This is a genomic window from Bradyrhizobium sp. HKCCYLRH1034 (assembly GCF_051168375.1).
GTDB lineage: Bacteria > Pseudomonadota > Alphaproteobacteria > Rhizobiales > Xanthobacteraceae > Bradyrhizobium.
In genome coordinates, this window is the sequence record NZ_JBNPUW010000006.1 from 88,059 (window position 1) to 111,640 (window position 23,582).

The window sequence follows — 23,582 nt, forward strand, 5'->3', positions numbered from 1 at the left end:
GTGCGTACGGTCAAGTCGCGTGGTCCTGGCCTCCCGATGCTGAGGTCAAGCCGGTCGATGATGCGTCAGACGCGTCTCGCCGGTGATGGGGGCAAGACAGCCCGGTCCCCAGGGAGATCGCGAAGCAGCCGTTAAAACCAGCGCGCGGGGAAGGCCGGGTCGTCCGGCTGGACTCGTGGTACCTGCCGCCTGCATTTTTTTCTGCAGGCGGGCCACGGGCCTCAGTCGAGGTCCGGTCTTCCCCGCGCCCTCTCGTTTGTCGAGGGCGTTGTCGGCAGCATGACCTGGGCGCGAATGGCGTCGCGGGGCTGCGGTGGGCTGTTTGGGAAGATCGTGGAGTGGACGGAGGCGGAGGTGCACGCATTAAGCGATGCGCATCACGCCTGTGAGTTGGAACGGCCTCACGACAAACTCGATGTCGTCCCGGCCCTGAGCCGGGACCCATAACCACCGGCGGAGGTGTGAGGCAGGCAAGTGGCTCAGGGCGCGCCCAACACGTCTCCCTGTGGTTATGGGTCCCGGGTCAAGCCCGGGACGACAGCGGAGAGGATGTTAGGGCGGGACTCCATGACAAGGCCGCGACCTACCAACTACTTCATGATCTTCACGCCCTTGGTCGTGAACCGCTGCGGTCGCTGCTCCCGGCGCACCGGCCGCCGTGTCGTTGCGGCCTTGCCGGTGCCCGGCGGCTGATGCGCCGGCACCAGTTGCTCGGGGCGCGAGCCGATCAGGTCGGCGCGGCCCATCGCGCGCAGCGCGTCGCGCAGCACCGGCCAGTTGTCCGGATCGTGATAGCGCAGGAATGCCTTGTGCAGCCTTCGCTGCCGCAGGCCCTTGATGGCTTCGACCTTGTCACTGCCGCCGTGACGCACGCCGCGCAACGGATTGACACCAGTGTGATACATCGCCGTTGCGGTCGCCATCGGCGACGGCAGGAAGGTCTGGACCTGATCGGCGCGGTAGCGGTTCTTCTTCAGCCACAGCGCGAGGTTCATCATGTCCTCGTCGCTGGTGCCCGGATGAGCCGCGATGAAATACGGGATCAGATAGTACTTCTTGCCGGCCTCCTTGGCGGCGGCGTCGAACATCTGCTTGAAGCGGTCATAGCTGCCGATGCCCGGCTTCATCATCTTGTCGAGCGGGCCGCGCTCGGTATGCTCCGGCGCGATCTTCAGATAGCCGCCGACGTGATGCGTGACCAGCTCCTTGATGTAGGCCGGGCTCTCGACCGCGAGGTCGTAGCGCACGCCGGAGGCGACCATCACGCGCTTGACGCCCTTGACCTCGCGCACCTTGCGATAGAGCCGGATGAGGTCGTCATGCGAGGTGTTGAGGTTCGGGCAGATCTCCGGAAACACGCAGCTTGGCCGGCGGCACGCAGCCTCGACCTTCGGATCCTTGCAGGCCATCCGGTACATGTTGGCGGTCGGGCCGCCGATGTCGGAGATCACGCCGGTGAAGCCCGGCGTCTTGTCGCGGATGCGCTCGATCTCCTGCAAAATCGAGCCTTCCGAGCGGCTCTGGATGATGCGGCCCTCATGCTCGGTGATCGAGCAGAAGGTGCAGCCGCCGAAGCAGCCGCGCATGATCGTCACCGAGAACTTGATCATGTCCCAGGCCGGGATCTTGGCGTCGCCATAGGACGGATGCGGCGCGCGGGCATAGGGCAGATCGTAGACGCTATCCATCTCCGCCATGGTCAGCGGGATCGGCGGCGGGTTGAGCCAGAGGTCGCGGTCGCCATGACGCTGCACCAGGGGACGCGCATTGCCCGGATTGCTCTCCCGGTGCAGCACGCGCGAGGCGCGGGCATAGGCTTCCTTGTCGGCCTCGACCTGCTCGCAGGACGGCAGCCGGATAACCACGTCGCCCTTCTCGCGCGCAGCGCCTTCGTCGGCGGAGTCGAGATCGTCGGCGTGAAGCTCGACGTAGCCCTCAGGGACTTTGCGGAACAGCGCGGTGCCGCGCACCGACTGGATGTCCTTCGGCGCTTCGCCGCCGGCGATGCGGTGCGCGACCTCGATCACGGCGCGCTCGGCATTGCCGTAGATCAGGATGTCGGCCTTGGCGTCGGCCAGCACCGAGCGGCGAACCTTGTCGGACCAGTAGTCGTAATGCGCGATCCGGCGCAGCGAGGCCTCGATGCCGCCGAGCACGACGGGCACGTCCTTGAATGCCTCGCGGCAGCGCTGCGCATAGACCAGCGTGCAGCGGTCCGGCCGCCTGCCGCCTTCGCCATTGGGCGTATAGGCGTCGTCGCTGCGGATGCGGCGATCGGCCGTGTAGCGGTTGACCATGGAATCCATGTTGCCGCCGGTGACGCCGAAGAACACGCGCGGCCTACCGAGCGCCTTGAACGGCTCGGCGGAGTGCCAGTCGGGCTGCGAGATGATGCCGACGCGAAAGCCCTGGGCCTCGAGCAGCCGGCCGATGATCGCCATGCCGAAGGAAGGATGGTCGACATAGGCGTCGCCGGTCACCAGCACGATGTCGCAGGCGTCCCAGCCGAGCGCATCCATCTCCTTGCGGCTCATCGGCAGGAACGGCGCAGGCTTGAGGTCCGCGCGGTGGCGCGGCCAGGAACTCAGCGGTGGGGCGGTGAGGGCGATGTTCATCGCCCACGCATAGAGCCGCGGCGCTGCGAGTTCAACCGAAGCCCCGGTCGCAGGCGAGGGCAGGTGGTCAATTTGTCCGGAATGGTTCCCGCGGCGTTGCGCGGCCGACCTGACGTCGCAGTTCCTGCCGTCTCAGTTGAGGTGATGCGACGCGCCGTTGCGGCGCTTGAGCCAGCCATGGCCGAAATAGGCCAGCAGCGCGGCTGCAGCGAGCATGATCCACATCGAGGGCATCTTCGAGCGCGGGCTGCCGCCGGCCTCGCCGACCGTGACGGGCGCCATGCCGGGCTCGGTCATCGACACCAGCCGCAGGCCGGCGGCGTCGGTCGCGCGCCGCATGTCGGCGATGGCGGAGTGGGGCAGCGGGTCGGCGGCGAACAGCCGACCTGTCGCCGGCGCGTCGGACGCGGCGAGGTCGCTCGGCGGCGGCTCCATCGAAGACTGCGCGGCCTGGGTGCCGGAGGGCAGCTGCGCAAAGGAGTTCAGGTTCGCCGGCCGATGCGGCTTCGGCCCATGCTGCGCCATCCGGTCCGGCTTCTCGGCCTTGTCCATCTTCTTCGGCGTCATGCTCTGCGGCACCGCGACCCGCACCTGCGGCCGCGAATAGGACGCGGGCTGGGTGACGGCCAGCATGCGGTCGGACCAGGCCATATAGGCCTTGCAGAGATCGTTGCAGTACTGGCCGTTGACCATGTCGCCGTTGGCGGGGCCGGCCTGCGCGGCGCCGGGCGCGGCAATGCAGATGACGGAGACCAGCGCGGCGGCCGCTCCGAGCCTCGACGATGTCAAAACAGGCAATGCGCTCAACTGGCCGATCATCGCAATTTCCCCCGTCGCGGTTTCACGCCGTTTGAGGAATAACGACAGCTGGTCTGGTCGAGAGTTGGATCAGATCGCGTCAACATCCGGATGAGTTGAGGTCAATTTGCTGATGCGAGGCGTTATCAATAAGGGGCGGGCTTTGCTGTTCGACATCGACGGCACGCTCGCTGATACCGATGCGCTGCATCTGCAGGCCTTCAACGCGGTGTTCGGGCCATATGGTCATGTGTTCGACCGCGCGCGGGCGGCACGCGAACTGCTCGGCCGATCCAATTTGTCGATCTCCGCCCAATTTCTGCCCGATCAGCCGCCCGAGCGGCGCGCGGCGGTCATGGCGCAGAAGGAGGAGGTGTTTCGCAGCCTCGCCGCCGGCGCGGTGCAGCCGCTGCCGGGCCTGATGGCGCTGCTCGATCGGGCCGCGGCGGCGGCGATTCCAGTGGTGGCCGTGACCAACGCGCCGCGGGCCAATGCCGAGCTGATCCTGCACGGGCTCGGCCTGATGGACCGGTTTCGCGCCGTGGTCATCGGCGACGAGCTGCCGCACGGCAAGCCGCACCCGCTGCCCTATCTGGAAGGCCTGCGCGCGATCGATGCCGTGCCGGAACGGTCGGTCGCCTTCGAGGATTCCCGCGCCGGCATCGCGGCGGCGACGGCGGCCGGCATCGCCACCGTCGGCATGCGCACCAATCTCGGTCACGACGAGCTGATCGCGGCCGGCGCGGCGCTGACCGCGGCGGCGTTCGACGACGCCGGCGTGCTGGATCTGGTGATGGCGCGGCTGGGAGGGAGACTGTGAGCGACGCGTCGCCATCCGGCGACAATACCGCCCGCGGCCGAGCTGACATGTCGCTGACATCCGGCAACAGCTTGCGGTCACCGCGCTTGCGCCATGGTGTCGATGAACGCGGCCGCCGGGTTGGCCGTGACGAGATCAAGGTGAGACGCATGCGCAAGTTGTTGATCGCGGCCGGCCCCTCGGAACAGCCGTTCCGGCTGATGTTGCAGGTCGATGACGAGGGATCAGCATCCAATCAGCGCGGCCGTCGCGCCAGCGGAGCCGGGCGAGCCAAGCGCGCCGATGGCCGCGCCAAGCGTTCGGCCCGGCCGTTTCGCTGGGCGCGGCCGTCGCGCGCAATGGCCGCCATCCTTCGCGGCTTGCGGGCGACGCTGCTGGCGCTCTCTCCCGTGGAGATCCGGAGTGATGTGAGCGTACGGCAGGAGGCCTTGCGGGACATGTCGCCGGTTGTGCCGCGGCTCCGCGCCGTCAGCGGCTGCGGAGGAGCGCGCGAGGTCGCCGCCGTGCCGGCCGGCGCGCTCAATGCGATGGTCTGCACTGCGGCCACGCCGCGCCATCACGTCCGGTCGATGGAGACGCCGCGTGCCCAGCGCCGGCGGTTGCGCGCCTGCTGATCGCATCACCGCATGGGTGCCCTGCATGCACCGTCCGTCGCACCTTGCTTGTCCGCAGCCCGATGCCGTGATTGAAACGGACGGTGCGCGCCAGGCTCGCTGTGCTCGCCTCGCAGGAGGACGGATCGATCATGTTCGTGGCGCGTTTCCTGCCGATGGCCGCCGCCTTTCTCTGCGCGACCGCCGCCCTCGCGGCCGACAAGCCCGGCGACACCAGGGGTACGGTGCTGGAGCCGTCGCCGGCCAATCTTGCGCTGACCTGGAGCCGGGCCAACCTGGTGTTGCCGGCGACACTCGCCGGCGGACGGCGCTGGGAGGGCCGTGCGGAGGACGCGCCCGACGTGATCGGGATCGCGCCGCTCGTGATCGTGATGCACGGGTCGAGCGGCGTCGCGCCGGCGGTGAAGGAGTTCCAGGCCTGGCTCGCCGACGAGCTCGGAGTGGCATCGGTGGCGCCCGACAGCCTCGCGATTCCCGACCGGCTGACCTACACCTCGCCGGTCGACGTCGCGACCTATGAGCACGTCCACGCCTTGCGGCTGGCCGAGCTGGAGAACGCGCTGAAGGCGTCGCGCGACTGGAGCTGGGTCGACCGGCTGCGGATCGTGCTGGCGGGCACCAGCGAGGGCGCGGTGGCGGTCGGCCGCTACGCCGGCAAGGACGTGGCGGCGCGGCTGATCTATTCGTGGTCGTGCGAGGACAACTACTTCGTCACCGCGCCCGGGCTCGGCATCGGCCCGAGCGAGCCGGTGCTGAACGCGATTTCGGCGCGCGATCCCTATTTCTCGGCCGCCAATCCCTGGAACAAGGACCGCGCCGTCACCGGCTCCTGCGCCGTCGCGCTCAAGGACGATGCGAAGGCGGAGGTGATGGTGATCGATGCCGACGTCCATACGATCCTGAACCGGCCGGAGGTGCACGAGCGGAGCGCGCGATTCCTGCGCGGCGTGTTGGATCCGTGATCGGGCGGGCGGAGGTTTGACGAGTGCTGAGACTGCTCGTGCTCGAAGGCAACTCGCTGGACGGCCGGCGCCGCTGGGCCGAGGTCGCAGGCGCCACGCCGTCGGAGAGCTACGCGGCCGTGCTGCGCGCACTCGCGCCGGACGCAGCGATCGACATCGCCACGCCCGCCGATGCCGATGCGCGCCTGCCGCAGCCGATCGAGGCCTATCAGGGCATCGTCATCACGGGATCGGCGCTCAATATCTATCAGCGCGAGCCGGAATCCCTGCGTCAGATCGAGCTGGTGCGCGCGATCTTCACGCAGGGCGTGCCGATGTTCGGCTCATGCTGGGGGCTTCAGCTCGCCTGCGTCGCGGCCGGCGGCGAGGTGTCGCTCAATCCGGCCGGCCGCGAGGTCGGGTTCGCGCGCAAGATCGCGCTGACGGAGGCGGGCCGCGATCATCCGATGCATGCGGCGCGGGGCGCCGTGTTCGATGCCCCGGCGATCCATAGCGACATCGTCACCCGGCTGCCGCCGGATGCGACGGTCACCGCACGCAACGCGATGAGCGAGGTGCAGGCCGCGGAGATCCGCAGCGGCCGCGGCCGGTTCTGGGGCGTGCAGTATCATCCCGAATTCAGCCTGCAGGACGTCGCCTGGGTGCTCCGCCGCATCGGCCAGCCGCTGGTCGAGGAGGGCTTCTTCGCCGCTCTGGCGGAGCTCGAGCGCTACGCCGCCGATCTCGCGATCCTGCACCACGACCGTGCCCGGCGTGACATTCTGTGGCGGCTGGGGCTCGACCAGGACGTGGCGAATGACGGGATGCGGCAGACCGAGATCAGCAACTGGATCGCCTCGCTCGCACGGGGCTGAGCGCGCTACCGCATGAACTGAATGATGAGCGGCGCCAGCGCCACGTTCATCAGCCCGACCAGGACCATCACGAGGCCGGCGACCGCGCCCTCCTCGCGACCGATCTGGTTGGCGCGCGCGGTGCCCGCGCCGTGCGCGCCGACGCCGAACAGCGCGCCCTTGGCCAGCGTCGAGCGCAGCGGCAGCCGCGCGAGCACGAGGTCGCCGACCGCGGCTCCGATGATGCCGGTAAGCACGACGAACACGGCGGTGAGATCGGGGATGCCGCCGATCTCGCCGGAGACTTCCATCGCGAACGGCGTGCTGATCGAGCGCGGCAACAGGCTCAGACGCAGCTCGCCATCGATGCCGAGGACATAGGCGAGTGCCCAACTGGTCGCCACCGCGGTGAGGCTCCCCGCGACCATGCCGGCCAGCAGCAGCGGCCAGCGGCGGCGGATCAGCGCCCGCTGCTCGTAGATCGGCACGGCGAAGGCGACGGTGGCCGGGCCGAGCAGCGCCACCAGCCAATGCGTGCCGCGGATGTAGTCGCGATAGGAGACGTTGAGCGCGAGCGCTGCGATCATCAGCAGTGCTGGTGCCACCGCGAGCGGCATCAGCCACCAGCGCGGCCAGCGCCGATGCATGCGCTTGGCCAGCACATAGAGCAGGATCGTCGCGAGCGACCAGACAGCCGCCTGGATCAGCGGCTCACGCCACAGCGCGGCGAGGGTCATGACGCTCGGTCCAACGGTAGCAGAGGTCGATCGTGAGCGCGGTCACGCACATCACGGCGGTGGTACTGACGACGATCAAGGCAAAGATCTTCAGGCCAAGCAGGCCGAACAGCTCGCGATGGTCGAGCAGCGCCAGCACCGCCGGCACGAAGAACAGCAGCATCTCGGCGAGCATCCAGTTCGCGCCGCGCTTCATGCTGGCGACCTTCAGCCCGCCGGCCAGGAACAGGGCGAGCGCGAGTGCCATTCCGATGATGCCGCCGGGCAATGGCAGGCCGGTCGTCCGGGCCAGCGCCTCGCCGACAGACCAGAACAGGCCGAGCAGGCCGATCTGCACCAGTCGGTTGCGGCGGAGCAGGCGATGAACCCCAATGGAAATGCTGCGATGCATCATGCGACGCGTCCGAGAAGTGATTGCGCCTTCAAGGTATGTCGCATCGCAGCATGTAGAAAGCGAATTGATTGAATGGTAATAAGTCAAAAATGGAATACTAAGGCGCGATTATGGAACTCCGTACCCTCAGGACCTTCGTCGAGGTCGTCCGGCAAGGCGGCTTCTCCCAGGCCGCCAAGGTGGTGTTTGCGACCCAGTCGACCGTGAGCAAGGCCGTCAAGCAGCTCGAGGACGAGCTTGGATTGCCGCTCTTGGACCGGCTCGGCCACAAGAGCCGCATGACAGCGGCTGGCGAGATCGTCTATCGCCGTGCGATCCGGCTGCTGACGGAGCGCGATGATCTGCAGGCGGAGCTCGCCGAGCTGCGCGGCTTGAAGCGCGGCGTGCTGCGCCTTGGCCTGCCGCCGATCGGATCGAGCACGCTGTTCGCGCCGTTGTTCGCGCTCTACCGCCAGCTTCATCCGGAGATCGAGATCCGGCTGGTGGAGCACGGCAGCGACCGGCTCAGCGAATTGCTGGCTGCAGGCGACATCGATTTTGCCGGCCTGCTGCCGCCGATCGCCGATGAGTTTGCCGCGCAGATCGTGCGCCGCGAGCCGCTGATGGCGCTCGTTTCTGTCGAGCATCCGCTGGCCCGCCGCGAGACGATCACGCTCGCCGAGCTGCGCGACACGCCGTTCGTGCTGTTCGAGGCCGGCTTCGCGCTCAACCGCATCCTCCGCGAGGCCTGCCGCCGCAACGGCTTCGAGCCGGTTGTGGCCGCGCGCAGCACGCAGATCGATTTCATTGCCGAACTCGCCGGCGCCGGTCTCGGGGTTGCCTTTCTGCCGCGCATGATTGCGACCCAGCGCACGCAGGTGCCGATCAGTCTCGTCCTGCTCGACGAGCCCGGCACCGAATGGACGCTGGCGATGGCCTGGCGTCGTGGCGCCTATCTCTCGCCGGCCGCGGCGGCGTGGCTACGGCTGGTGCGCGAGCGCGGCGAGGCGTGAACATGAGTGCGACGATGTCGCTTCATCTGTGAGGAACGTGCGGCGAGACGGTCGGTGTCGCCATGGCGATTGGAGAGGACCTGAGCTCTACGCACAACTCGCAACGATCGAACACCTGTCGCAACGCCGCGAAAGCGCGAGCCCGGAGAGGCGACCTCGGACGTGCGGACGGGAACGGCAGGAGCTGACGAAGGTTGCCTTCGCGCATGACTCGCTGAGCTGCGCTCCCACAGGCTGACGTCCCGTGCGTGACTGAGTGCGCGGGAACCAGGGGTGCTTTGACGCGTTTCCGCCTGCTCCGAAAGAACGTGACACGCGCAGGCGTGCCGCGAGCCCATTGATTGAACCGGAGGGGCAGGATGTGCCGCTGGATCGCGTACCGCGGTGAGACGACCGCCTTCGAGCACTATGTGACCGAGCCGGAACATTCCCTGGTGACGCAGAGCATCCGCGCGCTGGAATCCACCGCAGGCACAAATGGCGATGGCTTCGGTCTGGGTTGGTATGGGGATCATCCTGAGCCCGGCCTGTATCGCGAGACGCGCCCGGCGTGGTCCGATGAGAACCTCCGCTATCTCTGCCGACACCTGCGTTCACATCTGTTCTTCGCGCATGTGCGCGCCGCGACCGGCACGGCCGTGACCCGTCAGAACTGCCATCCGTTTGCCTGCGGCCGCTGGCTATTCATGCACAACGGCTTCGTCGGTAGCTGGAACAGGCTTCGCCGCAAGGTCGAGGCAATGATCCCGGACGCGCTGTATCCGTCGCGGCTCGGCACCACCGATTCGGAAGCCGTGTTCCTCGCCATCGTCGGCGCCGGCATCGATCAGGACCCGATCGGTGCGACATCGAACGTGCTGCGCGCGCTCCGCCAGCTGGTCAACGAGGACGGTCTGCGTGAGCACCTGCGCTTCACGTCCGCCCTGTCGAACGGCCACGATCTCTACGCATTTCGCTTCGCTGCGAATGATCGCGCCAACTCGCTTTACTACCGGGAAGATGGTGATCAGGTCATCGCCGTCTCCGAGCCTTTTGACAAGGAGCCGGACTGGATCGAGGTTCCGCCCGATCACGTGCTGGTCGCGCGCGCGTCCAGACGCGCTGAAATCGTTCCGCTATTTGACGCAGACTCTGCCGGTTTCGCCGCGGAACACAAACGAAGACAGAGGGTTGTCGGCGGCACCTAAGAACAACAGGAACTGGATGATCCGCGATGTGCGGCATTTGTGGTGAAGTCAGGATTTCCGGACAGCCCGCGCTCGCGGCGCTCGGCCGCGTCAACGATGCGATGCAGGCGCGCGGTCCCGACGCCGCTGGCCTCTACGTGCAGGGCGGAATCGCGCTGGGCCACCGTCGTCTCAGCATTCTCGATCTATCAGCCGCCGCGCAGCAGCCGATGATCGATGCCGCGCTCGGCCTCGGCATCGTGTTCAATGGTTGCATCTATAATTTCCGCGAGCTGCGCGCCGAGCTGCAGGCGAAGGGCTATCGCTTCTTCTCCGACGGCGATACCGAGGTGATCCTCAAGGCCTATCATGCCTGGGGCAAGACCTGCGTTCAGCGCTTCAAGGGCATGTTCGCCTTCGCGCTGTGGGAGCGCGACAGCGGACGCGTCGTGATCGCGCGCGACCGTCTCGGCATCAAGCCGCTGTACTACACCGAGGGGCCGGGCTTCCTCCGCTTTGCCTCGTCCCTGCCGGCGCTGCTCGCCGGTGGTGATGTCGACACCTCGATCGACCGAACGGCGCTGCATCATTTCTTCAGTTTTCACGCCGCCGTTCCGGCGCCGCGTACGATCCTCAATGGCGTGAAGAAGCTCGAGCCGGCGACGTTGCTGACGATCGAGCCCGATGGAACGCAGCGCCGCGAAAGGTACTGGCAGTTCAGCGTCGGCGCGTCGCGCTCCACCGATCGTGCCATGAGTCAGGAAGAATGGTCGGATGCATTGCTGGACGCGATGACATCGGCGGTGGACCGTCGCCGCGTCGCCGACGTGCCCGTCGGTGTGCTGTTGTCGGGCGGGCTGGATTCGTCGCTGCTGGTCGCGCTGCTGTCCAAGCTGGGCCACGAGGACATCCGCACCTTCTCGATCGGCTTTGACGCTGTGGGCAAGCACGCCGGCGATGAATTCCACTACTCCGACATCATTGCACGGACGTTCGGCACCAACCACGAGCAGATCAGGATAGGCGGCACCTGCGCGCTCGACGCCTTGCCCCATGCCATCGCCGCCATGTCCGAGCCGATGGTCAGCCACGACGCGGTCGCATTCTATCTCCTGTCGTCCGAGGTCGCCAAGCGTGTCAAGGTGGTGCAGAGCGGGCAGGGTGCGGACGAGGTGTTCGGCGGGTACAGCTGGTATCCGGGCTTTCTCTCGGCCAACGATCCCGTTCAGCAATATCAAAATGCCTATTTCGACTGGACGCATTCGGATCTGCAGCGGCTGCTGGCGCCGGAGTTGCTCGGCGAAGACGACGAGAGCCTGGCATTCGTGGAGCGCTTCTTCGCAGCTCACGCTGGCGCCTCGGCGGTGGACAAGGTGCTGCAGATCGACACCGAGATCATGCTGGTCGACGACCCGGTGAAGCGGGTCGACAACATGACGATGGCGTTCGGGCTGGAGGCCCGCGTGCCGTTCCTCGATCACGACGTGGTGGAGCTCGCCGCGCGCATGCCCGCCGAGCTGAAGGTGAAGAACGGCGGCAAGCACATTCTCAAGGAGGCGGCCCGCCGCTGCGTGCCGGCGGAGGTGATCGACCGTCCCAAGGGATACTTTCCGGTGCCGTCGCTGCGCTATCTGCGCGGCCCGTTTCTCGACTATGTCCGCGACGTGCTCAACGACGAGAAGGCGCGCGCACGCGGTCTCTACCAGCGCGACTTTATCGACCACATGTTGCAAAACCCCGAAACCGAGATGAGCCCCAAGGGACATTCGCGGCTGTGGCAGGCGGCCCTGCTCGAGGCATGGCTTCAGACTCACGGCATTTGACGTCTGACAGGATTGATCACATGGGATTGGATCCACGCATCTTGGAGAAGCTGCGGCTCGGCCTGAGCGATGACGAGCGTCGTCTGGTGATCCGCTCGGCCACCGGCAGCGAGGAAGTCACGGAATATTCGTTCGGCATCGAGGAGGAGTACTTTCTCGTCGATGCGCAGACGCGCGATGTCGCGATCCGCACGCCGGACGATCTGTTCGAGGCCGCCAACTGGTCGACCGGCGGGCAGGCCATGCGCGAGATGCTGCAGGCGCAGCTCGAGGTCGCCACCAACGTGCATGTCGATGTCGGCGATGCGCGCGAGGAGCTGAAATTCCTGCGGCGCGAGGTTGCCAGCGTGGCGAGTCAGTATGGCCTGACCATCCTGGCCTGCTCCACGCATCCCACCGCGACGTGGCGCAGCTCACAGCCGAGCCCCAAGCCGCGCTACGCGGAGATGATGGAGGACCTCCGCATCGTCGGCCAGCGCAACATGCTATGCGGCATGCACGTGCATGTCCAGTTGCCGGACCCGGACCTGCGCTTCGCGGTGATGCGGGCGATGCTCCCTCACATCCCGGTGTTCGTCGCGCTGTCTGCGTCCTCGCCGTTCTGGAATTCGCGCGAGACGGGCCTGAAGGGCTATCGGCTCGCCGCCTATGACGAGCTGCCGCGCAGCGGCCTGCCCGAGCTTTTCACCTCGAAGCAGCAATATGATCGCTATGTCGCGGCGCTGACGAAGTCCGGCGTGATGCCGGACGAGAGCCATGTCTGGTGGGCGATGCGGCCGTCGCTGCGGCATCCGACCTTGGAGTTGCGTGCGCCCGACGTCTGCACGTCGATGGATGACGCCGTGGCGATTGCCTCGCTCTATCGCGCTTTGGCACGCTACCTCTATCTCAATCCCGATCTTGCGGAGACCGTCGGCAATGTCGAGCGCGCTATCGCGGTCGAGAACAAGTGGCGGGCGCAGCGCTATGGCACCGACTGTCTGTTCGTGACCGAGGACGGTCCCGTGACGGGCCAGGAGATCCTCAACCGCATGATCGCGGATGTCGCACCGCATGCGGAGGCTCTTGGATGTCTCGCCGAGGTCGAGCACTGCCGCATCATCATGCAGTTCGGCAGCTCGGCCGACTATCAGCTGCAGGCCTATCGCGAGTCCGGCGGACAATTGTCGGCCGTGACGCGCTGGATCGAGTCCGCGACGGTGTCGCGCGCCGAGCCGCCGCGCTCACAGGCACCGGTCGAGCCGGCACAACGACGCGGGCCTAGGTCGGCTGCCTGATCACACGGCCGTCGCGCGCGATGAGGCGGCCGTCCTTGTAGACTGAGCGGCCCTTTGGCACGGCGACGACGGCCTCCGGCACGTGCTCGGCATCGAGGGTGATGAAGTCGGCCCGCGCGCCGACGCGCAGGCCGTAGTCCGCAAGCCTCAAGGCCTTGGCGCCGGCCTCGGTGACGAGGTCAAAGGCCATCCGCAACTCGTCATCGACATAGAAGCCGGAGCGATAGCCGACCATCATGGCGCGGTTCAACAGATCGCCGTCGCCATAGGGCCACCAGGAATCGCGGATGTTGTCGTTGCCGCTGAACACGGTGACCCCCGCCGCGCGCAGCACCGCCACCGGCGGGAAGGGCCGCGCGCCCGGAGCGTTGGTCATGATGGCGACGCCAGACGCCGCCAGGACGTCGGCAATCTTCTTCAGCGGGTCAGCAGGCAGGTCGCCGAGCGCGTAGGCGTGGCTGACCGCGACGCGCCCTTGCATGCCGAGGGCGCGCGTGCGCGCCGCGATCTGCTCCAGCTCGAACAGGCCGAGCATGCCCGGATCGTGCAGATGGATATCGACATCGACGCCGTGCTTGTGGGCTGTGCCGAACACGACGTCGAGATGCCTCTCGACGTCGCGGTCGAAGCTCGCGGGGTCGAGCCCGCCGACGAGGTTGGCGCCGAGCCGGATGGCCTCGTCGAGCAGCTCGGGCGTGCCCGGGCTCTTGAGGATGCCGCTCTGCGGAAAGGCGACGAGCTGGATCTCGATCAGCTCGCGATACTCGTCGCGGACGCGCAGGATCGTTTCCAGCGATGTGAGGCCGACGGAGCCGTCGACCATCACATGGCTGCGCATCCGCGTGGTGCCGTGGCCGATGCAGAGATCGAGCTGGTTGCGGGCGCGCACGTCCATCGGCGCCGCCGCCGCCATGTTCTGCGCCTGGAACGTGACGCGCTCATGCACGTCGAAGCCGTTGGTGCACGGCTTGTGCGGCTTCCAGGCATCGCCGTAGAAGCTGGTGTCGAGATGGATGTGGCCCTCGACCAAGCCTGGCACGAGCAGCGCGCCGCCGAGATCAATCACCTCGCACGCCTCGGGGCGCTCGGTCTCAGCGAGAACACCGCTGATGCGGCCGCCGTCGACCGTGATCGCATGGCGCGCGCCATGGTCGAGCCGCGCATTGATGAACAGCTTGTCGACGGCCATGCACGATCCTTCCCATCCATCCGCCAGCATCGGAGCCGCCGGAGGGGCGGTCCGATGCTGGTGCCGATGAGACCACATTCTTGGCCAGGAGCCGCGACAGCCGCAAGCGTCTTCAGGCGGCGATCGCCTGCGGCAGTCCGGCGAGCCAGTCGCGCGCCAACGTCACATCCGCCTGCGACAATTGGTGCCCCGCCGGAAGCGTCGTGTGGGTCACGTCGGCGCCGGCCTCGGTGAGCTGCGTGCACAGCTTCGCCGAATTGCTGGCGGGCACGATCGGATCAGCGAGCCCCGACAGCATCAGCACCGGCCGGCGCGCGAGCGTGGCGGCCGGAGGATGCGCCAGCGGCACCATGGCGCGGAACAGCACTGCACCGGTCAGCGCTTCCGGCTGCAGCAGCAGCAGCGCGGCGGCGATGTTGGCGCCGTTGGAGTAGCCGACCGCGACCGGCGCTCCGATCCCGTAGTGCTGACGCGCCTCGCCGACGAAGGCGCCGAGCTCCAGCGCGCGCCGGCGGACGTCGTCCTCGTCGAACACGCCCTCGGCAAGCCGGCGGAAGAAGCGCGGCATGCCATGCTCGAGCACCTGGCCGCGCGGCGACAGCAGGGCGGCGCCGGGCGACAGCGTGGCGCCGAGCGGCAGCAGATCGTTCTCGTCGCCGCCGGTGCCGTGCAGGAGCAGCAGTGGAGCTGCTCCCGCCGTGTGTCCGGGCTGGAAGCGGTGGGTGAAGGACAATGCCACGGTCATGATGCGGCCTCTTCGAGGTTGGGCAGCACGCCTTCGATCTGCTTGCGGTGCGATTCGAGGAAAGCGGGCAGCTTCAGGTTTCGTCCGAGCTCGGCGACCGGCTCGTCGACCGCGAAGCCCGGGATATCGGTCGCGATCTCGAACAGCACCCCGCCAGGCTCACGGAAGTAGATCGAGCGGAAGTAGTTGCGGTCCTTCTGCTCGGTCGGATGCAGGCCGTGGCGATCGACCAGCCGCTGCGCCATCACGCCCTGTGCGGCGTCATCGGCGGCGCGGAAGGCGATGTGATGCACCGACCCGGCGCCCTGCGCGCCGCGCAGGAAGCCCTTGGCCTCGTAGATGTCGACCACGCTGCCCTGCGCGTCGCCCGGCGCCTTGAAGCGGATGACCGAGCCTTCGCAGCCTTGCTCTGCAAAGCCGAACACATCGGTGAGGACGGCGGCGGTCTTCTCGGCGGAGTCGAGCAGCAGGGTCACGCCGTGGAAGCCGCGGATCGCGTGCTCGGCCGGAATGTCGCCATTGCTGTAGCCGGGCTCGTTCTCCGCGCCGGGGACACCGACCAGCGCGAGCGCCATGCCGTCCGGATCGGCGAACGGCAGCACGGATTCACCGAAGCGCTTCTCCAGCGCCTCATAGGCGATGCCCTTCTCGGTCAGGCGCTGCGTCCAGTAGCCAAGGGAGCGCTGCGGCACCCGGAACGCGGTCTGGTGGGTCTCGCCGACGCCGCGGCGGCCCGGCCGCACGCCGGCCCAGGGGAAGAAGGTCAGGATGGTGCCGGGGCGGCCGGTCTCATCGCCGTAGTAGAAATGATAGGTGCCGGGATCGTCGAAATTGACCGTCTTCTTGACGAAGCGCAGCCCGAGGTCGCGGGTGTAGAAGCCGAAATTGCGGATCGGATCGCCGGCAATCGCAGTCACGTGGTGCAGTCCGGGCATGTGGGTCTCCTGTCGATGGGCCCCCGAAAGGACCGTTGAATTCCTGGGCACAATATTGGCCGGCTTTGATTTGGAGACAATCCGTGCTCTTGTGACGTCTCTGTCTACGATTTGGCGACAATGGCGGGCCTATGGACAAGCTGAGCAGCCTGCGGGCCTTCGTGAAGGTGGTCGAGAGCGGCAGCTTCGCCGAGGCCGGCCGGCAGTTGCGGCTGTCGCGCTCGGCGATCTCGAAATATATCGGCGAGCTGGAGGCGAGCCTCGGCGTCCAGCTGATCGTCCGTACCACCCGCCATGCCAGCCCGACCGAGACCGGACAGCTCTATTTCGAGCGCGCAGTCTCGATTCTCGCCGAGCTCGACGCCGCCGATCAGGCCGTCAGCCAGTCGCAGGCCGCGCCGCGCGGGCTCTTGCGCGTCAACGCGCCGATGTCGTTCGGCACCATGCGGCTCGGTCCCGTCGTCGCCGATTTCATGGCCCGCTATCCCGAGCTGCAGTTGCAGATCGTGCTGAGCGACGACCTGCTCGATCCGGTCCAGGACGGTTTCGATGTGACCTTGCGGATCGCCGAGCTGGAATCGTCGAGCCTGGTGGCGCGGCGGATCATGCCGGTGGAGCGCGTGATCTGCGCCGCGCCGGCCTATCTCGCGCGGCACGGCACGCCTGGCAGCCCGGAGGAGCTGCGTCGTCACACCTCTCTCACCTACGGTTTCCTGCTGACCGGCAATCAGTGGAAGCTCACCGGCCGCGACGGCGACCACTGGGTCCAGCCGGCGTGGTCGTTGTGCGTCAACAATGCCGAGGTGCTGCGCGACGTCGCCATCAGGGGACAGGGCATTGCGCTGATCCCGCGCTTCATTGCGGCGGACGCGCTCGAGAGCGGCGCGCTGACCGCGATCCTCGCCGATTACGCCGCGCCGCCGCTCGCGCTGTATGCGATCTATCCGCCGACGCGGCACCTCTCGGTGAAGGTGCGGCTGTTCATCGACTTCCTGGTCGAGCGCTTCGGCAAGGAGCGCGACGTGACCAGCCCGTAGGCTGAGACTGAACTGCAAATCGCCTCGAACCTTTAACCTGGCGCTGATAGTGTTCCGAACCGGCAGCAGAGGGAACGATGCATGGGGCGGCTGAGCACGCATATTCTGGATACGGTCAGGGGCAAGCCCGCGGCCGGCGTCGCGATCGATCTCGATGTCCTCGAGCCGGACGGCTCCTGGCGCCGCGTCAAGCAGGTCCGGAGCAATGCCGACGGGCGCACCGACCAGCCGGTGCTGGCGGCCGATGACTTCACCACCGGCACCTACATGCTGACCTTCCATATGGGAGCTTATTTCAAGGCCCATGGCCTCGCCTCTGAAGACCCGCTGTTTCTGGACTTGATCCCGCTCCGCTTTTCCGTCGCCGACGCCGGCGCGCACTATCATGTGCCGCTGCTCGCGACGCCCTGGAGCTACCAGACCTATCGCGGGAGCTGATCCGGATGAGTGCTGACGTCTATCCGCGCGACATGGTCGGCTACGGCCGCACGCCGCCGCATCCGCGCTGGCCCGGCGATGCCCGCATCGCGGTGCAGTTCGTGATCAACTACGAGGAGGGCGGCGAGAACAACATCCTGCACGGTGACGCTGCCTCCGAAGCCTTCCTCTCCGAGATCGTGGGCGCCCAGCCGTGGCCGGGCCAGCGCCACATGAACATGGAATCGATCTACGAGTTCGGCTCGCGCGCCGGCTTCTGGCGGCTGTGGCGGATGTTCACCGCGCGCAAGCTGCCGGTGACGGTGTTCGCCATCGCGAGCGCGATGGCGCGCAATCCGGATGCTGTTGCTGCGATGAAGGAAGCCGGCTGGGAGATCGCCTCCCACGGCCTGAAATGGATCGACTACCGCGATGTCCCCGAGGTCGACGAGCGCGCCGATATCGAGGAGGCTATCCGGCTCCATACCGAGCTGACGGGCGAGCGGCCGCTCGGCTTCTACCAGGGCCGCACGTCGGAGCGCACGCTCGACATCGTGTTGAACGAGCAGGGCTTCGTCTACAGCGCCGATTCTTATGCGGACGAATTGCCGTACTGGATCGCAGGGCCGCACGGCCCGCAACTGATCGTGCCCTATACGCTCGATGCCAACGACATGCGCTTCGCCACCCCGCAGGGCTTCAATTCCGGCGACCAGTTCTTCGCCTATCTGAAGGACAGTTTTGATACGCTCTACGCGGAGGGCGCGGAGAGCCCGCGCATGATGTCGGTCGGGTTGCACTGCCGGCTGGTCGGCCGCCCCGGGCGCGCGGCCGCGCTGGCGCGCTTCCTCGACTACATCACGGGTCATGACAAGGTCTGGGTCGCGACCCGGCTCGACATCGCGCGGCACTGGATCCGGACGCATCCGCCGGCCGGCGCGTGGCGGCCCTCGCAGATGTCGCGCGTGCTGTTCGTGGAGCGCTATGGCGACATCTTCGAGCACTCCCCGGAGATTGCCGACCGCGCCTATCGCGCCGGCCTGTCCGCATTCGACGACGCCGCGGATGCGCTGCATACGACGCTCATGAACGTCGTCCGCGCCATGAGCCGCGACGAGAAGCTGAAGCTGATCCGCGCCCATCCGGAGCTCGCCGGCCGCGAGGCACTGGCGGGTGAGATGACGAACGACTCGATCGGCGAGCAGGGTCGGCTCGGCTTCACCTCGCTGTCGCGCGCCGAGTTCGAGCGCGTCGCCGACATCAACCGCCGCTATCGCGACAAGTTCGGCATGCCGCTGATCGTCGCTCTGGCGCTGCACGCCGACCGCCCCTCGGTCATCGCCGAGATGGAGCGTCGCATCGGCAACGACCCGGACAGCGAGATCGCCAACGCCATCGACCAGATCGGCCACATCACCCGGGCCCGGCTGGCGAAGAAGTTCGATCAGGACTGAGCAAGGATCCGCTCGGCGTCGGCAGCGACATCGAGCAGCAGGCGGTCGTGGCCGCGGGCCGCGATGAGTTGCAGACCGAATGGCAGCCCGTGAACGTTGGCGCCGCAGGGGATCGAGATCGCCGGCACGCCGGCGTGATTGGCGTAAGGCGTGAACACCGCATGCGCGCGCGGGCTCGCCGGCTTGCCGCCGATCTCGGACGGGCCGAGCTGCGTGAACGGCCAGGCGACGCAGGGCACGGTCGGCGCCAGCAGCACGTCGGCCTGTGTGAAGAAGCTTGCGAAGGCCCGCGCGATCTGCGCGCTTGCCTCGAGCGCACGCGCGACGTCGGCGCCGCTCAGGCCGAGCCCGCGCTCGATCTGCTTGGCGATATCTGGATCGAATTGCGCCGGATCATTGTGGAAGGCATCGCCGTAGAGCGCGGCCAGCCCGGCATGCTGGAGCGGCATCACCGCGTCCTCGGCAAGGCCGGCCGGCCAGACGGGATCCTTGTCGACGATCGGCATGCCGCCGGCGCGGAGGCGGTCGACCGCCCGCCGCAGGCCAGCGCTGATGTCGTCATCGACCGCGACGTCCAGCCCGAGCCGCGGCGAGAACGCCACGCGCGGCGGCGTTGCATGATCCGCCGCGGCCACATCGAACGTATCAGGATCGCGCGGGTCGGCGCCGGCCATGATCTCGAACGCAAGCCTGGCATCGCCGACATCGGCCGCGATCGGCGCAATCACCGAGATGCGCCAGAATGGCTCGGGGAATCCCGGGCCGTAGGGAATGGCGCCGAACGACGGCTTGAAGCCGACCACGCCGACATGGGCCGGCGGCCGGCGGCTCGAGCCCCCGGCATCGGTGCCGATCGCGAGCGGCACGAGCCCAGCCGCCACCGCAACGGCGGGACCGCCCGACGAGCCGCCGGGCGTGAGCTGCCGGTCCTGCGGATGAACGGTCGGTCCGAACAGCCGCGAGGTCGTCACGCCCTTGCAGGCGAACTCGGAAGTTGCGCCGATGCCAACGATCACGGCGCCAGCGCGGCGCAACCGCGCAATCGCGATCGCATCCTCGGGCGCGATGAAATCAGCAAACAGCCGCGAGCCCTGCGTGATGCGCCAGCCCTCGACCCAGATGTTGTCCTTGACCACGATCGGCACGCCGGCGAGCCGCATTGCTTCGCCGGCGGCCACGCGCGCATCGACGGCAACGGCCTCGGCGCTCGTTCGCGCCGGATCTGTGGTGACGACGGCGTTGAGGTCATGGGCCGCCGCGATCCGCGCCAGCGCCTGCTCGGCCATCTCTCTGGCGGTGCTTTGCCGCGCCATGACAGCGCGTGCGATGTCACTTGCGCGCATGGGATCGCTCCATCAGCAGTACGGCTGTGCCTGCGGCCGCCGTCAATCCGAGTGCGACGAAGCTGCCGCCGAGTCCCACGCGGGGAGTCAGCAGCGCGACGAGCAGCGGTGCGGCGACAAGGCCCAGGAACGAGGCGGTGAGCACTGCGCCTGTCGCCTCGGCGACGCGTCCGGGCTTGGCGAGATTGGCGACCTCGGCGATGAACACGCCGTTCCAGCCGCTCGCCGTCAGCCCGAACACGATCGTGAGCAGGATCAGGATCGATCGGCTCAGCAGTGGCCCGCAGAGACCGAGCAGCATCGCGCAGACGGCCATGCCCACGCCCGCCATCACCAGCACGGCGCGCGCCGAGCGCAGGCGCGTCGCGACCACGCCCCAGCCCAGCCGTCCCATCAGGCCGGCGCCTTGCGCCGACGCCAGCACCCAGCCGGCCTCGACATGGCTCAGCGCGAGCTCTGACGTGCCGAAGCTGACGAAGCAGGTATTGAGGATGACCTGCATGCCACTGAACGGAATCGAGGCGACGGCGAGCGCGGCCATGCGGCGGTCGGCGCTGATCAGTCGCAATCGATCGAACAGGCCGAGCCGCGGCATGGTTGGCGGCGTCATGGCATAGGCCGGTCTGAGACGCTCGAAGCCGGCGACGGCGATGGCGGCGCAGACGATCACGGCGGCATAGGCGGAGCTCGGCGCCAGCAGCACGGCGATCGGCGGCAGCAGCAGCGAGCCGACGACGGCGCCGATCTGGTTGCCGGTCTGCCGGATCGAAAACACCATCGCGCGCTTCTCGGCCGGCACGAGCCGTCCGAGAAGCGCCGAGCTTGCCGGTGTCTCCGGTCCGACCGCAAGGCCGAGCATCAGCCCGGCCCCGAGCAGCGCCCATCCGCTCTCGAACAGCGCCAGCGACATGCCAGCGCAGACGGCGACCGCGCACAGGGCCGCCACGCGCAGCGAGCCGACGCGCTGGACCAGCGTGCCGCCCCAGAACGAGGAGACGAGGCTGATGGTGAAGGCTGTGGTGGAGAACAGCGACAGTTGCTCGATGCTCAGTCCAGCGCGCGGCGCCACGACGCCCGGCGCGAACAGCGCCAGCGACACCAGGGCCTGCAGCGCGGTCATCGCAGCGACTGCAGGCCACAGCGGCGGCGCTGGCGTTGATGCTTGCTTCGCGGCTATCATGCCGCGACAACCTGATGGCGGAGCACGAAATGGCCGGTGGAATCTCGGTTCATGCGGTTGATGTGGCGAACGGGCGCCCCGCGCGTGGCCTGCGCGTCGCGATCTGGCGCGTGACGCCCGATCGCACGCTGCTCGCGGAGGGACAGCTCGGCGCCGATGGCACTCTGCAGGCGCCGGTCGTCGAGGGCGACGGCGTGACCGCCGGCGAGTATGAGGTGCTGTTTCATGTCGGCGAGTTCTTCGGGACTGGCGCTCAGACGAAATTCCTCACCACAGTGCCGTTTCGCTTCGCGATCGACAAGGTCGAGGAGCACTTTCATCTGCCGCTCAAATTCACTCCCTGGGGCTATTCGATCTTCCGTGGGGCCTGAGGTACAGCTCGCGCCGTCGTACGCTGATGGTTGGACGATCCTGCCTGCCAAGGAAATACTCGTCATGCCCGTGTCCCGGGCATCCACGTCCATCCACGATCGCCGGCCGACGTGGATGGCCGGGACAAGCCCGGCCATGACGGCTTGGAGTTGGACGGGCACGAACTCCCAATTTCAGGAACGGGCACTCAGCCTCAACCCGTCAGCCGCTTCGACAGTCCGGTGGTGCGCTCCATGATCGTCATCAGCGCGATCGTGGCAATGATCAGCACGCTCGACAGCGCGGCGATGGTGACGTCGAGCTTGCCTTCGAGGTCCTGCCACATGCGGATCGGGAGCATGTCGGTGGCGGCGTCGCGCAGGAACAGCGACACCGGCACGTTGTCGAACGATGACATGAAGGCGATGAAGGCACCGGAGATGATGCCGGGGCGGATCAGCGGCAAGACGATGCGGCGGAACGTGTAGAGCCTGGAGGCGCCGAGGATCGCCGAGCTTTCCAGCAGGGTCGGCTCGAGCTGGGCCAGTGCCGCGACGGTGTTGCGGACGACATAGGGCACGCAGACGATGGTGTGGCCGATCACCAGGGTCAGCAGCGACACCGGTAGGCCGATCAGCGAGAAGAACATCAGCGCCGCCAAGCCGAAGGCGAGTGCCGGCAGTACCAGCGGCGACATGAACAACGAGTCCAGGAGCTTCGCCGTGAGCGTCTTCGAGCGCGAGATCGCCAGCGCCGCGGCGACGCCGAGCATGATCGACAGACCCGTCGACCATAGCGCGACGACGACGCTGTTGCGTGCGGCGAACTGCAGCTGCCAGGCGTTCCACAATTCGACGTACCAGCGGGTCGAATAGCCCGGCGGCGGGAATTTCAGCGAGAAGCCGGACGTGAAGGAGACGATCACCACGACCAGCGACGGCGACACGATCAGGATCAGCGCCAGCACGGCAACCACCGTCATCACGATCTGGAAGCTCAGCGCTTCCCAGTTGCGCTGGCGCTGGCTCATCTGGCGTCTCCATAGCCGCGCGCACGCCGCCCGAGTGTCGAGAACAGCGCGACGATGGCGAGCACTGCGAACAGGAAGATGATCGAGATCGCCGCCGCGAACGGCCAGTTCTGCAAGGTCGAGGCCTGCTGATACAGATACATCGGCATGAACAGCATCTGACCGCCGCCGACCAGCGACTGCGTGATGAAAGCGGTGATCGCAGCCGCATAGGTCAGGGTGCAGCCCGCGATGATGCCTGGCATCGACAGCGGCAGCATCACCTTGACGAAGGTGCGCCAGCTTCCGGCGCCCAGCGAGGCCGAGGCGTCGGAGAGATTGGGATCGATGCGGCCGATCGCGGTGATCAGGGGAAGCACCATCAGCGGCATCTGTACCTGCGCGAGCGCCGCGACCAGTCCGCCTTGCGTGTAGATCATGCGCAGCGGCGTGCCGATCAGCCCGAGCGATTGCAGCACGGAGTTGATGATGCCCTGCCGGCCCAGGATCACGATCCAGGCGAAGGTGCGGACGACGACGCTGGTGAGCAGCGGCAGCAGCACGATCATGATGATCAGGGTCTGCACCCGGCTGCCGGAGCGCTGGTACAGCCAGGCGATGGGATAGCCGAGCACGAGACAGGCGAGCGTCACCTCGGCGCCGAGCAGAAGCGTCGAGCCGAGCACGGCGAGGCTGAAGGGGTCGGTCAGGAATTTGACGTACTGGCCGAGCCCCCACACCGTCGCCGCGGTGTCGTTGTGCAGCGAGAGAAAAAGAAGTTGCGCCAGCGGCAGCACGAAGAAGATCGCGAACACCAGGCCCAAGGGCAGAGCAAGCCCTAGGCTGAAGCTGGTCACGTCTCCAGGTGCGGTCGTGGCGCTCTTCATCGCG

The 23,582-nt window shown here is 67.4% G+C and carries 23 protein-coding genes; 12 read left to right on the forward strand and 11 right to left on the reverse strand.

The genetic code is table 11. The annotated features are described in order from the left end of the window. Window positions 1-590: 590 nt before the first annotated feature. Window positions 591-2,615 (reverse strand): YgiQ family radical SAM protein, encoded by a 2,025-nt coding sequence (locus ACQR0W_RS15875; protein WP_316169584.1) that lies wholly within the window; start codon window positions 2,613-2,615, stop codon window positions 591-593. A 132-nt stretch (window positions 2,616-2,747) separates the two neighbouring features. Beyond that, complete coding sequence (locus ACQR0W_RS15880; RefSeq protein ID WP_316169583.1) at window positions 2,748-3,434, reverse strand: hypothetical protein; 687 nt, start codon at window positions 3,432-3,434, stop codon at window positions 2,748-2,750. A gap of 106 nt (window positions 3,435-3,540) precedes the next feature. Between ACQR0W_RS15880 and ACQR0W_RS15885 the strand changes: the two genes are divergently transcribed. From ACQR0W_RS15885 to ACQR0W_RS15900, 4 genes are all read left to right on the forward strand, one after another. Continuing rightward, window positions 3,541-4,233 (forward strand): HAD family hydrolase, encoded by a 693-nt coding sequence (locus ACQR0W_RS15885; protein ID WP_316167295.1) that lies wholly within the window; start codon window positions 3,541-3,543, stop codon window positions 4,231-4,233. 149 nt (window positions 4,234-4,382) lie between these two features. Beyond that, window positions 4,383-4,847: a hypothetical protein gene (locus tag ACQR0W_RS15890; RefSeq protein ID WP_316169582.1), complete on the forward strand. Its 465-nt coding sequence runs from the start codon at window positions 4,383-4,385 to the stop codon at window positions 4,845-4,847. 131 nt (window positions 4,848-4,978) lie between these two features. Continuing rightward, on the forward strand, window positions 4,979-5,809 hold the full coding sequence (locus ACQR0W_RS15895) for a hypothetical protein (protein WP_316169641.1): 831 nt from the start codon (window positions 4,979-4,981) through the stop codon (window positions 5,807-5,809). 23 nt (window positions 5,810-5,832) lie between these two features. Continuing rightward, on the forward strand, window positions 5,833-6,663 hold the full coding sequence (locus ACQR0W_RS15900) for a type 1 glutamine amidotransferase (protein ID WP_315825886.1): 831 nt from the start codon (window positions 5,833-5,835) through the stop codon (window positions 6,661-6,663). Window positions 6,664-6,668: 5 nt separating this feature from the next. On the opposite strand, the gene ACQR0W_RS15905 is transcribed toward ACQR0W_RS15900, so the two are convergent. Both ACQR0W_RS15905 and ACQR0W_RS15910 read right to left on the reverse strand, forming a co-directional pair. Further along, window positions 6,669-7,379, reverse strand: coding sequence for an LrgB family protein (locus tag ACQR0W_RS15905; RefSeq protein ID WP_315825887.1), 711 nt, complete (start codon window positions 7,377-7,379; stop codon window positions 6,669-6,671). Next, window positions 7,354-7,773, reverse strand: a complete 420-nt coding sequence (locus ACQR0W_RS15910) for a CidA/LrgA family protein (RefSeq protein ID WP_315825888.1) — start codon at window positions 7,771-7,773, stop codon at window positions 7,354-7,356. Before ACQR0W_RS15910 ends, ACQR0W_RS15905 begins: the two co-directional genes overlap by 26 nt. A gap of 110 nt (window positions 7,774-7,883) precedes the next feature. Between ACQR0W_RS15910 and ACQR0W_RS15915 the strand changes: the two genes are divergently transcribed. The 4 genes from ACQR0W_RS15915 to ACQR0W_RS15930 all read left to right on the forward strand — a co-directional run bounded on the left by ACQR0W_RS15915 (window position 7,884) and on the right by ACQR0W_RS15930 (window position 13,031). Continuing rightward, window positions 7,884-8,765, forward strand: coding sequence for a LysR family transcriptional regulator (locus ACQR0W_RS15915; protein ID WP_316169581.1), 882 nt, complete (start codon window positions 7,884-7,886; stop codon window positions 8,763-8,765). Between the two features lie 359 nt (window positions 8,766-9,124). Further along, entirely contained in the window at window positions 9,125-9,952 is an 828-nt protein-coding gene (locus tag ACQR0W_RS15920; RefSeq protein ID WP_316169580.1) for a class II glutamine amidotransferase, read from the forward strand. A gap of 26 nt (window positions 9,953-9,978) precedes the next feature. Then, complete coding sequence (locus ACQR0W_RS15925; protein WP_316169579.1) at window positions 9,979-11,754, forward strand: N-acetylglutaminylglutamine amidotransferase; 1,776 nt, start codon at window positions 9,979-9,981, stop codon at window positions 11,752-11,754. A 20-nt stretch (window positions 11,755-11,774) separates the two neighbouring features. Beyond that, a complete protein-coding gene (locus tag ACQR0W_RS15930; RefSeq protein WP_315825890.1) occupies window positions 11,775-13,031 on the forward strand; it encodes a carboxylate-amine ligase in 1,257 nt (418 codons plus the stop codon). Here the strand turns inward: ACQR0W_RS15930 and ACQR0W_RS15935 are convergent. The 3 genes from ACQR0W_RS15935 to ACQR0W_RS15945 all read right to left on the reverse strand — a co-directional run bounded on the left by ACQR0W_RS15935 (window position 13,015) and on the right by ACQR0W_RS15945 (window position 15,900). Continuing rightward, window positions 13,015-14,220 carry an amidohydrolase family protein gene (locus ACQR0W_RS15935; RefSeq protein WP_315713676.1) on the reverse strand — a complete coding sequence of 402 codons (1,206 nt, stop codon included), beginning with the start codon at window positions 14,218-14,220 and terminating at the stop codon, window positions 13,015-13,017. The two genes, ACQR0W_RS15930 and ACQR0W_RS15935, sit on opposite strands and share 17 nt — an antisense overlap. A 112-nt stretch (window positions 14,221-14,332) precedes the next feature. Further along, window positions 14,333-14,965, reverse strand: coding sequence for an alpha/beta hydrolase (locus ACQR0W_RS15940; RefSeq protein ID WP_315713677.1), 633 nt, complete (start codon window positions 14,963-14,965; stop codon window positions 14,333-14,335). Further along, a complete protein-coding gene (locus tag ACQR0W_RS15945; protein ID WP_315713678.1) occupies window positions 14,962-15,900 on the reverse strand; it encodes a ring-cleaving dioxygenase in 939 nt (312 codons plus the stop codon). The genes ACQR0W_RS15940 and ACQR0W_RS15945 overlap by 4 nt, the downstream gene beginning before the upstream one ends. Before the next feature lie 131 nt (window positions 15,901-16,031). Between ACQR0W_RS15945 and ACQR0W_RS15950 the strand changes: the two genes are divergently transcribed. From ACQR0W_RS15950 to puuE, 3 genes are all read left to right on the forward strand, one after another. Next, on the forward strand, window positions 16,032-16,937 hold the full coding sequence (locus tag ACQR0W_RS15950) for a LysR family transcriptional regulator (RefSeq protein ID WP_315713679.1): 906 nt from the start codon (window positions 16,032-16,034) through the stop codon (window positions 16,935-16,937). 81 nt (window positions 16,938-17,018) lie between these two features. After that, entirely contained in the window at window positions 17,019-17,375 is a 357-nt protein-coding gene (uraH, locus tag ACQR0W_RS15955) for a hydroxyisourate hydrolase (RefSeq protein WP_315713680.1), read from the forward strand. A gap of 5 nt (window positions 17,376-17,380) precedes the next feature. Then, the gene (gene puuE, locus ACQR0W_RS15960; RefSeq protein ID WP_315713681.1) at window positions 17,381-18,808 is read left to right on the forward strand and encodes an allantoinase PuuE; all 1,428 of its coding nucleotides are present in this window, start codon (window positions 17,381-17,383) and stop codon (window positions 18,806-18,808) included. On the opposite strand, the gene ACQR0W_RS15965 is transcribed toward puuE, so the two are convergent. Then, window positions 18,799-20,151: an amidase gene (locus ACQR0W_RS15965; RefSeq protein WP_315713682.1), complete on the reverse strand. Its 1,353-nt coding sequence runs from the start codon at window positions 20,149-20,151 to the stop codon at window positions 18,799-18,801. The genes puuE and ACQR0W_RS15965 overlap by 10 nt on opposite strands. After that, window positions 20,138-21,331 carry an MFS transporter gene (locus tag ACQR0W_RS15970; protein ID WP_315713683.1) on the reverse strand — a complete coding sequence of 398 codons (1,194 nt, stop codon included), beginning with the start codon at window positions 21,329-21,331 and terminating at the stop codon, window positions 20,138-20,140. Before ACQR0W_RS15970 ends, ACQR0W_RS15965 begins: the two co-directional genes overlap by 14 nt. A gap of 29 nt (window positions 21,332-21,360) precedes the next feature. Here ACQR0W_RS15970 and uraH (ACQR0W_RS15975) point away from each other — a divergent pair, with 29 nt between their 5' ends. Then, a complete protein-coding gene (uraH, locus tag ACQR0W_RS15975; protein WP_315713684.1) occupies window positions 21,361-21,702 on the forward strand; it encodes a hydroxyisourate hydrolase in 342 nt (113 codons plus the stop codon). 194 nt (window positions 21,703-21,896) lie between these two features. Here uraH (ACQR0W_RS15975) and ACQR0W_RS15980 read toward each other — a convergent pair whose 3' ends face one another. Both ACQR0W_RS15980 and ACQR0W_RS15985 read right to left on the reverse strand, forming a co-directional pair. Continuing rightward, the gene (locus ACQR0W_RS15980; protein WP_315713685.1) at window positions 21,897-22,712 is read right to left on the reverse strand and encodes an ABC transporter permease; all 816 of its coding nucleotides are present in this window, start codon (window positions 22,710-22,712) and stop codon (window positions 21,897-21,899) included. Next, complete coding sequence (locus ACQR0W_RS15985; RefSeq protein ID WP_315713686.1) at window positions 22,709-23,578, reverse strand: ABC transporter permease; 870 nt, start codon at window positions 23,576-23,578, stop codon at window positions 22,709-22,711. The genes ACQR0W_RS15980 and ACQR0W_RS15985 overlap by 4 nt, the downstream gene beginning before the upstream one ends. Between the last annotated feature and the right edge of the window lie 4 nt (window positions 23,579-23,582).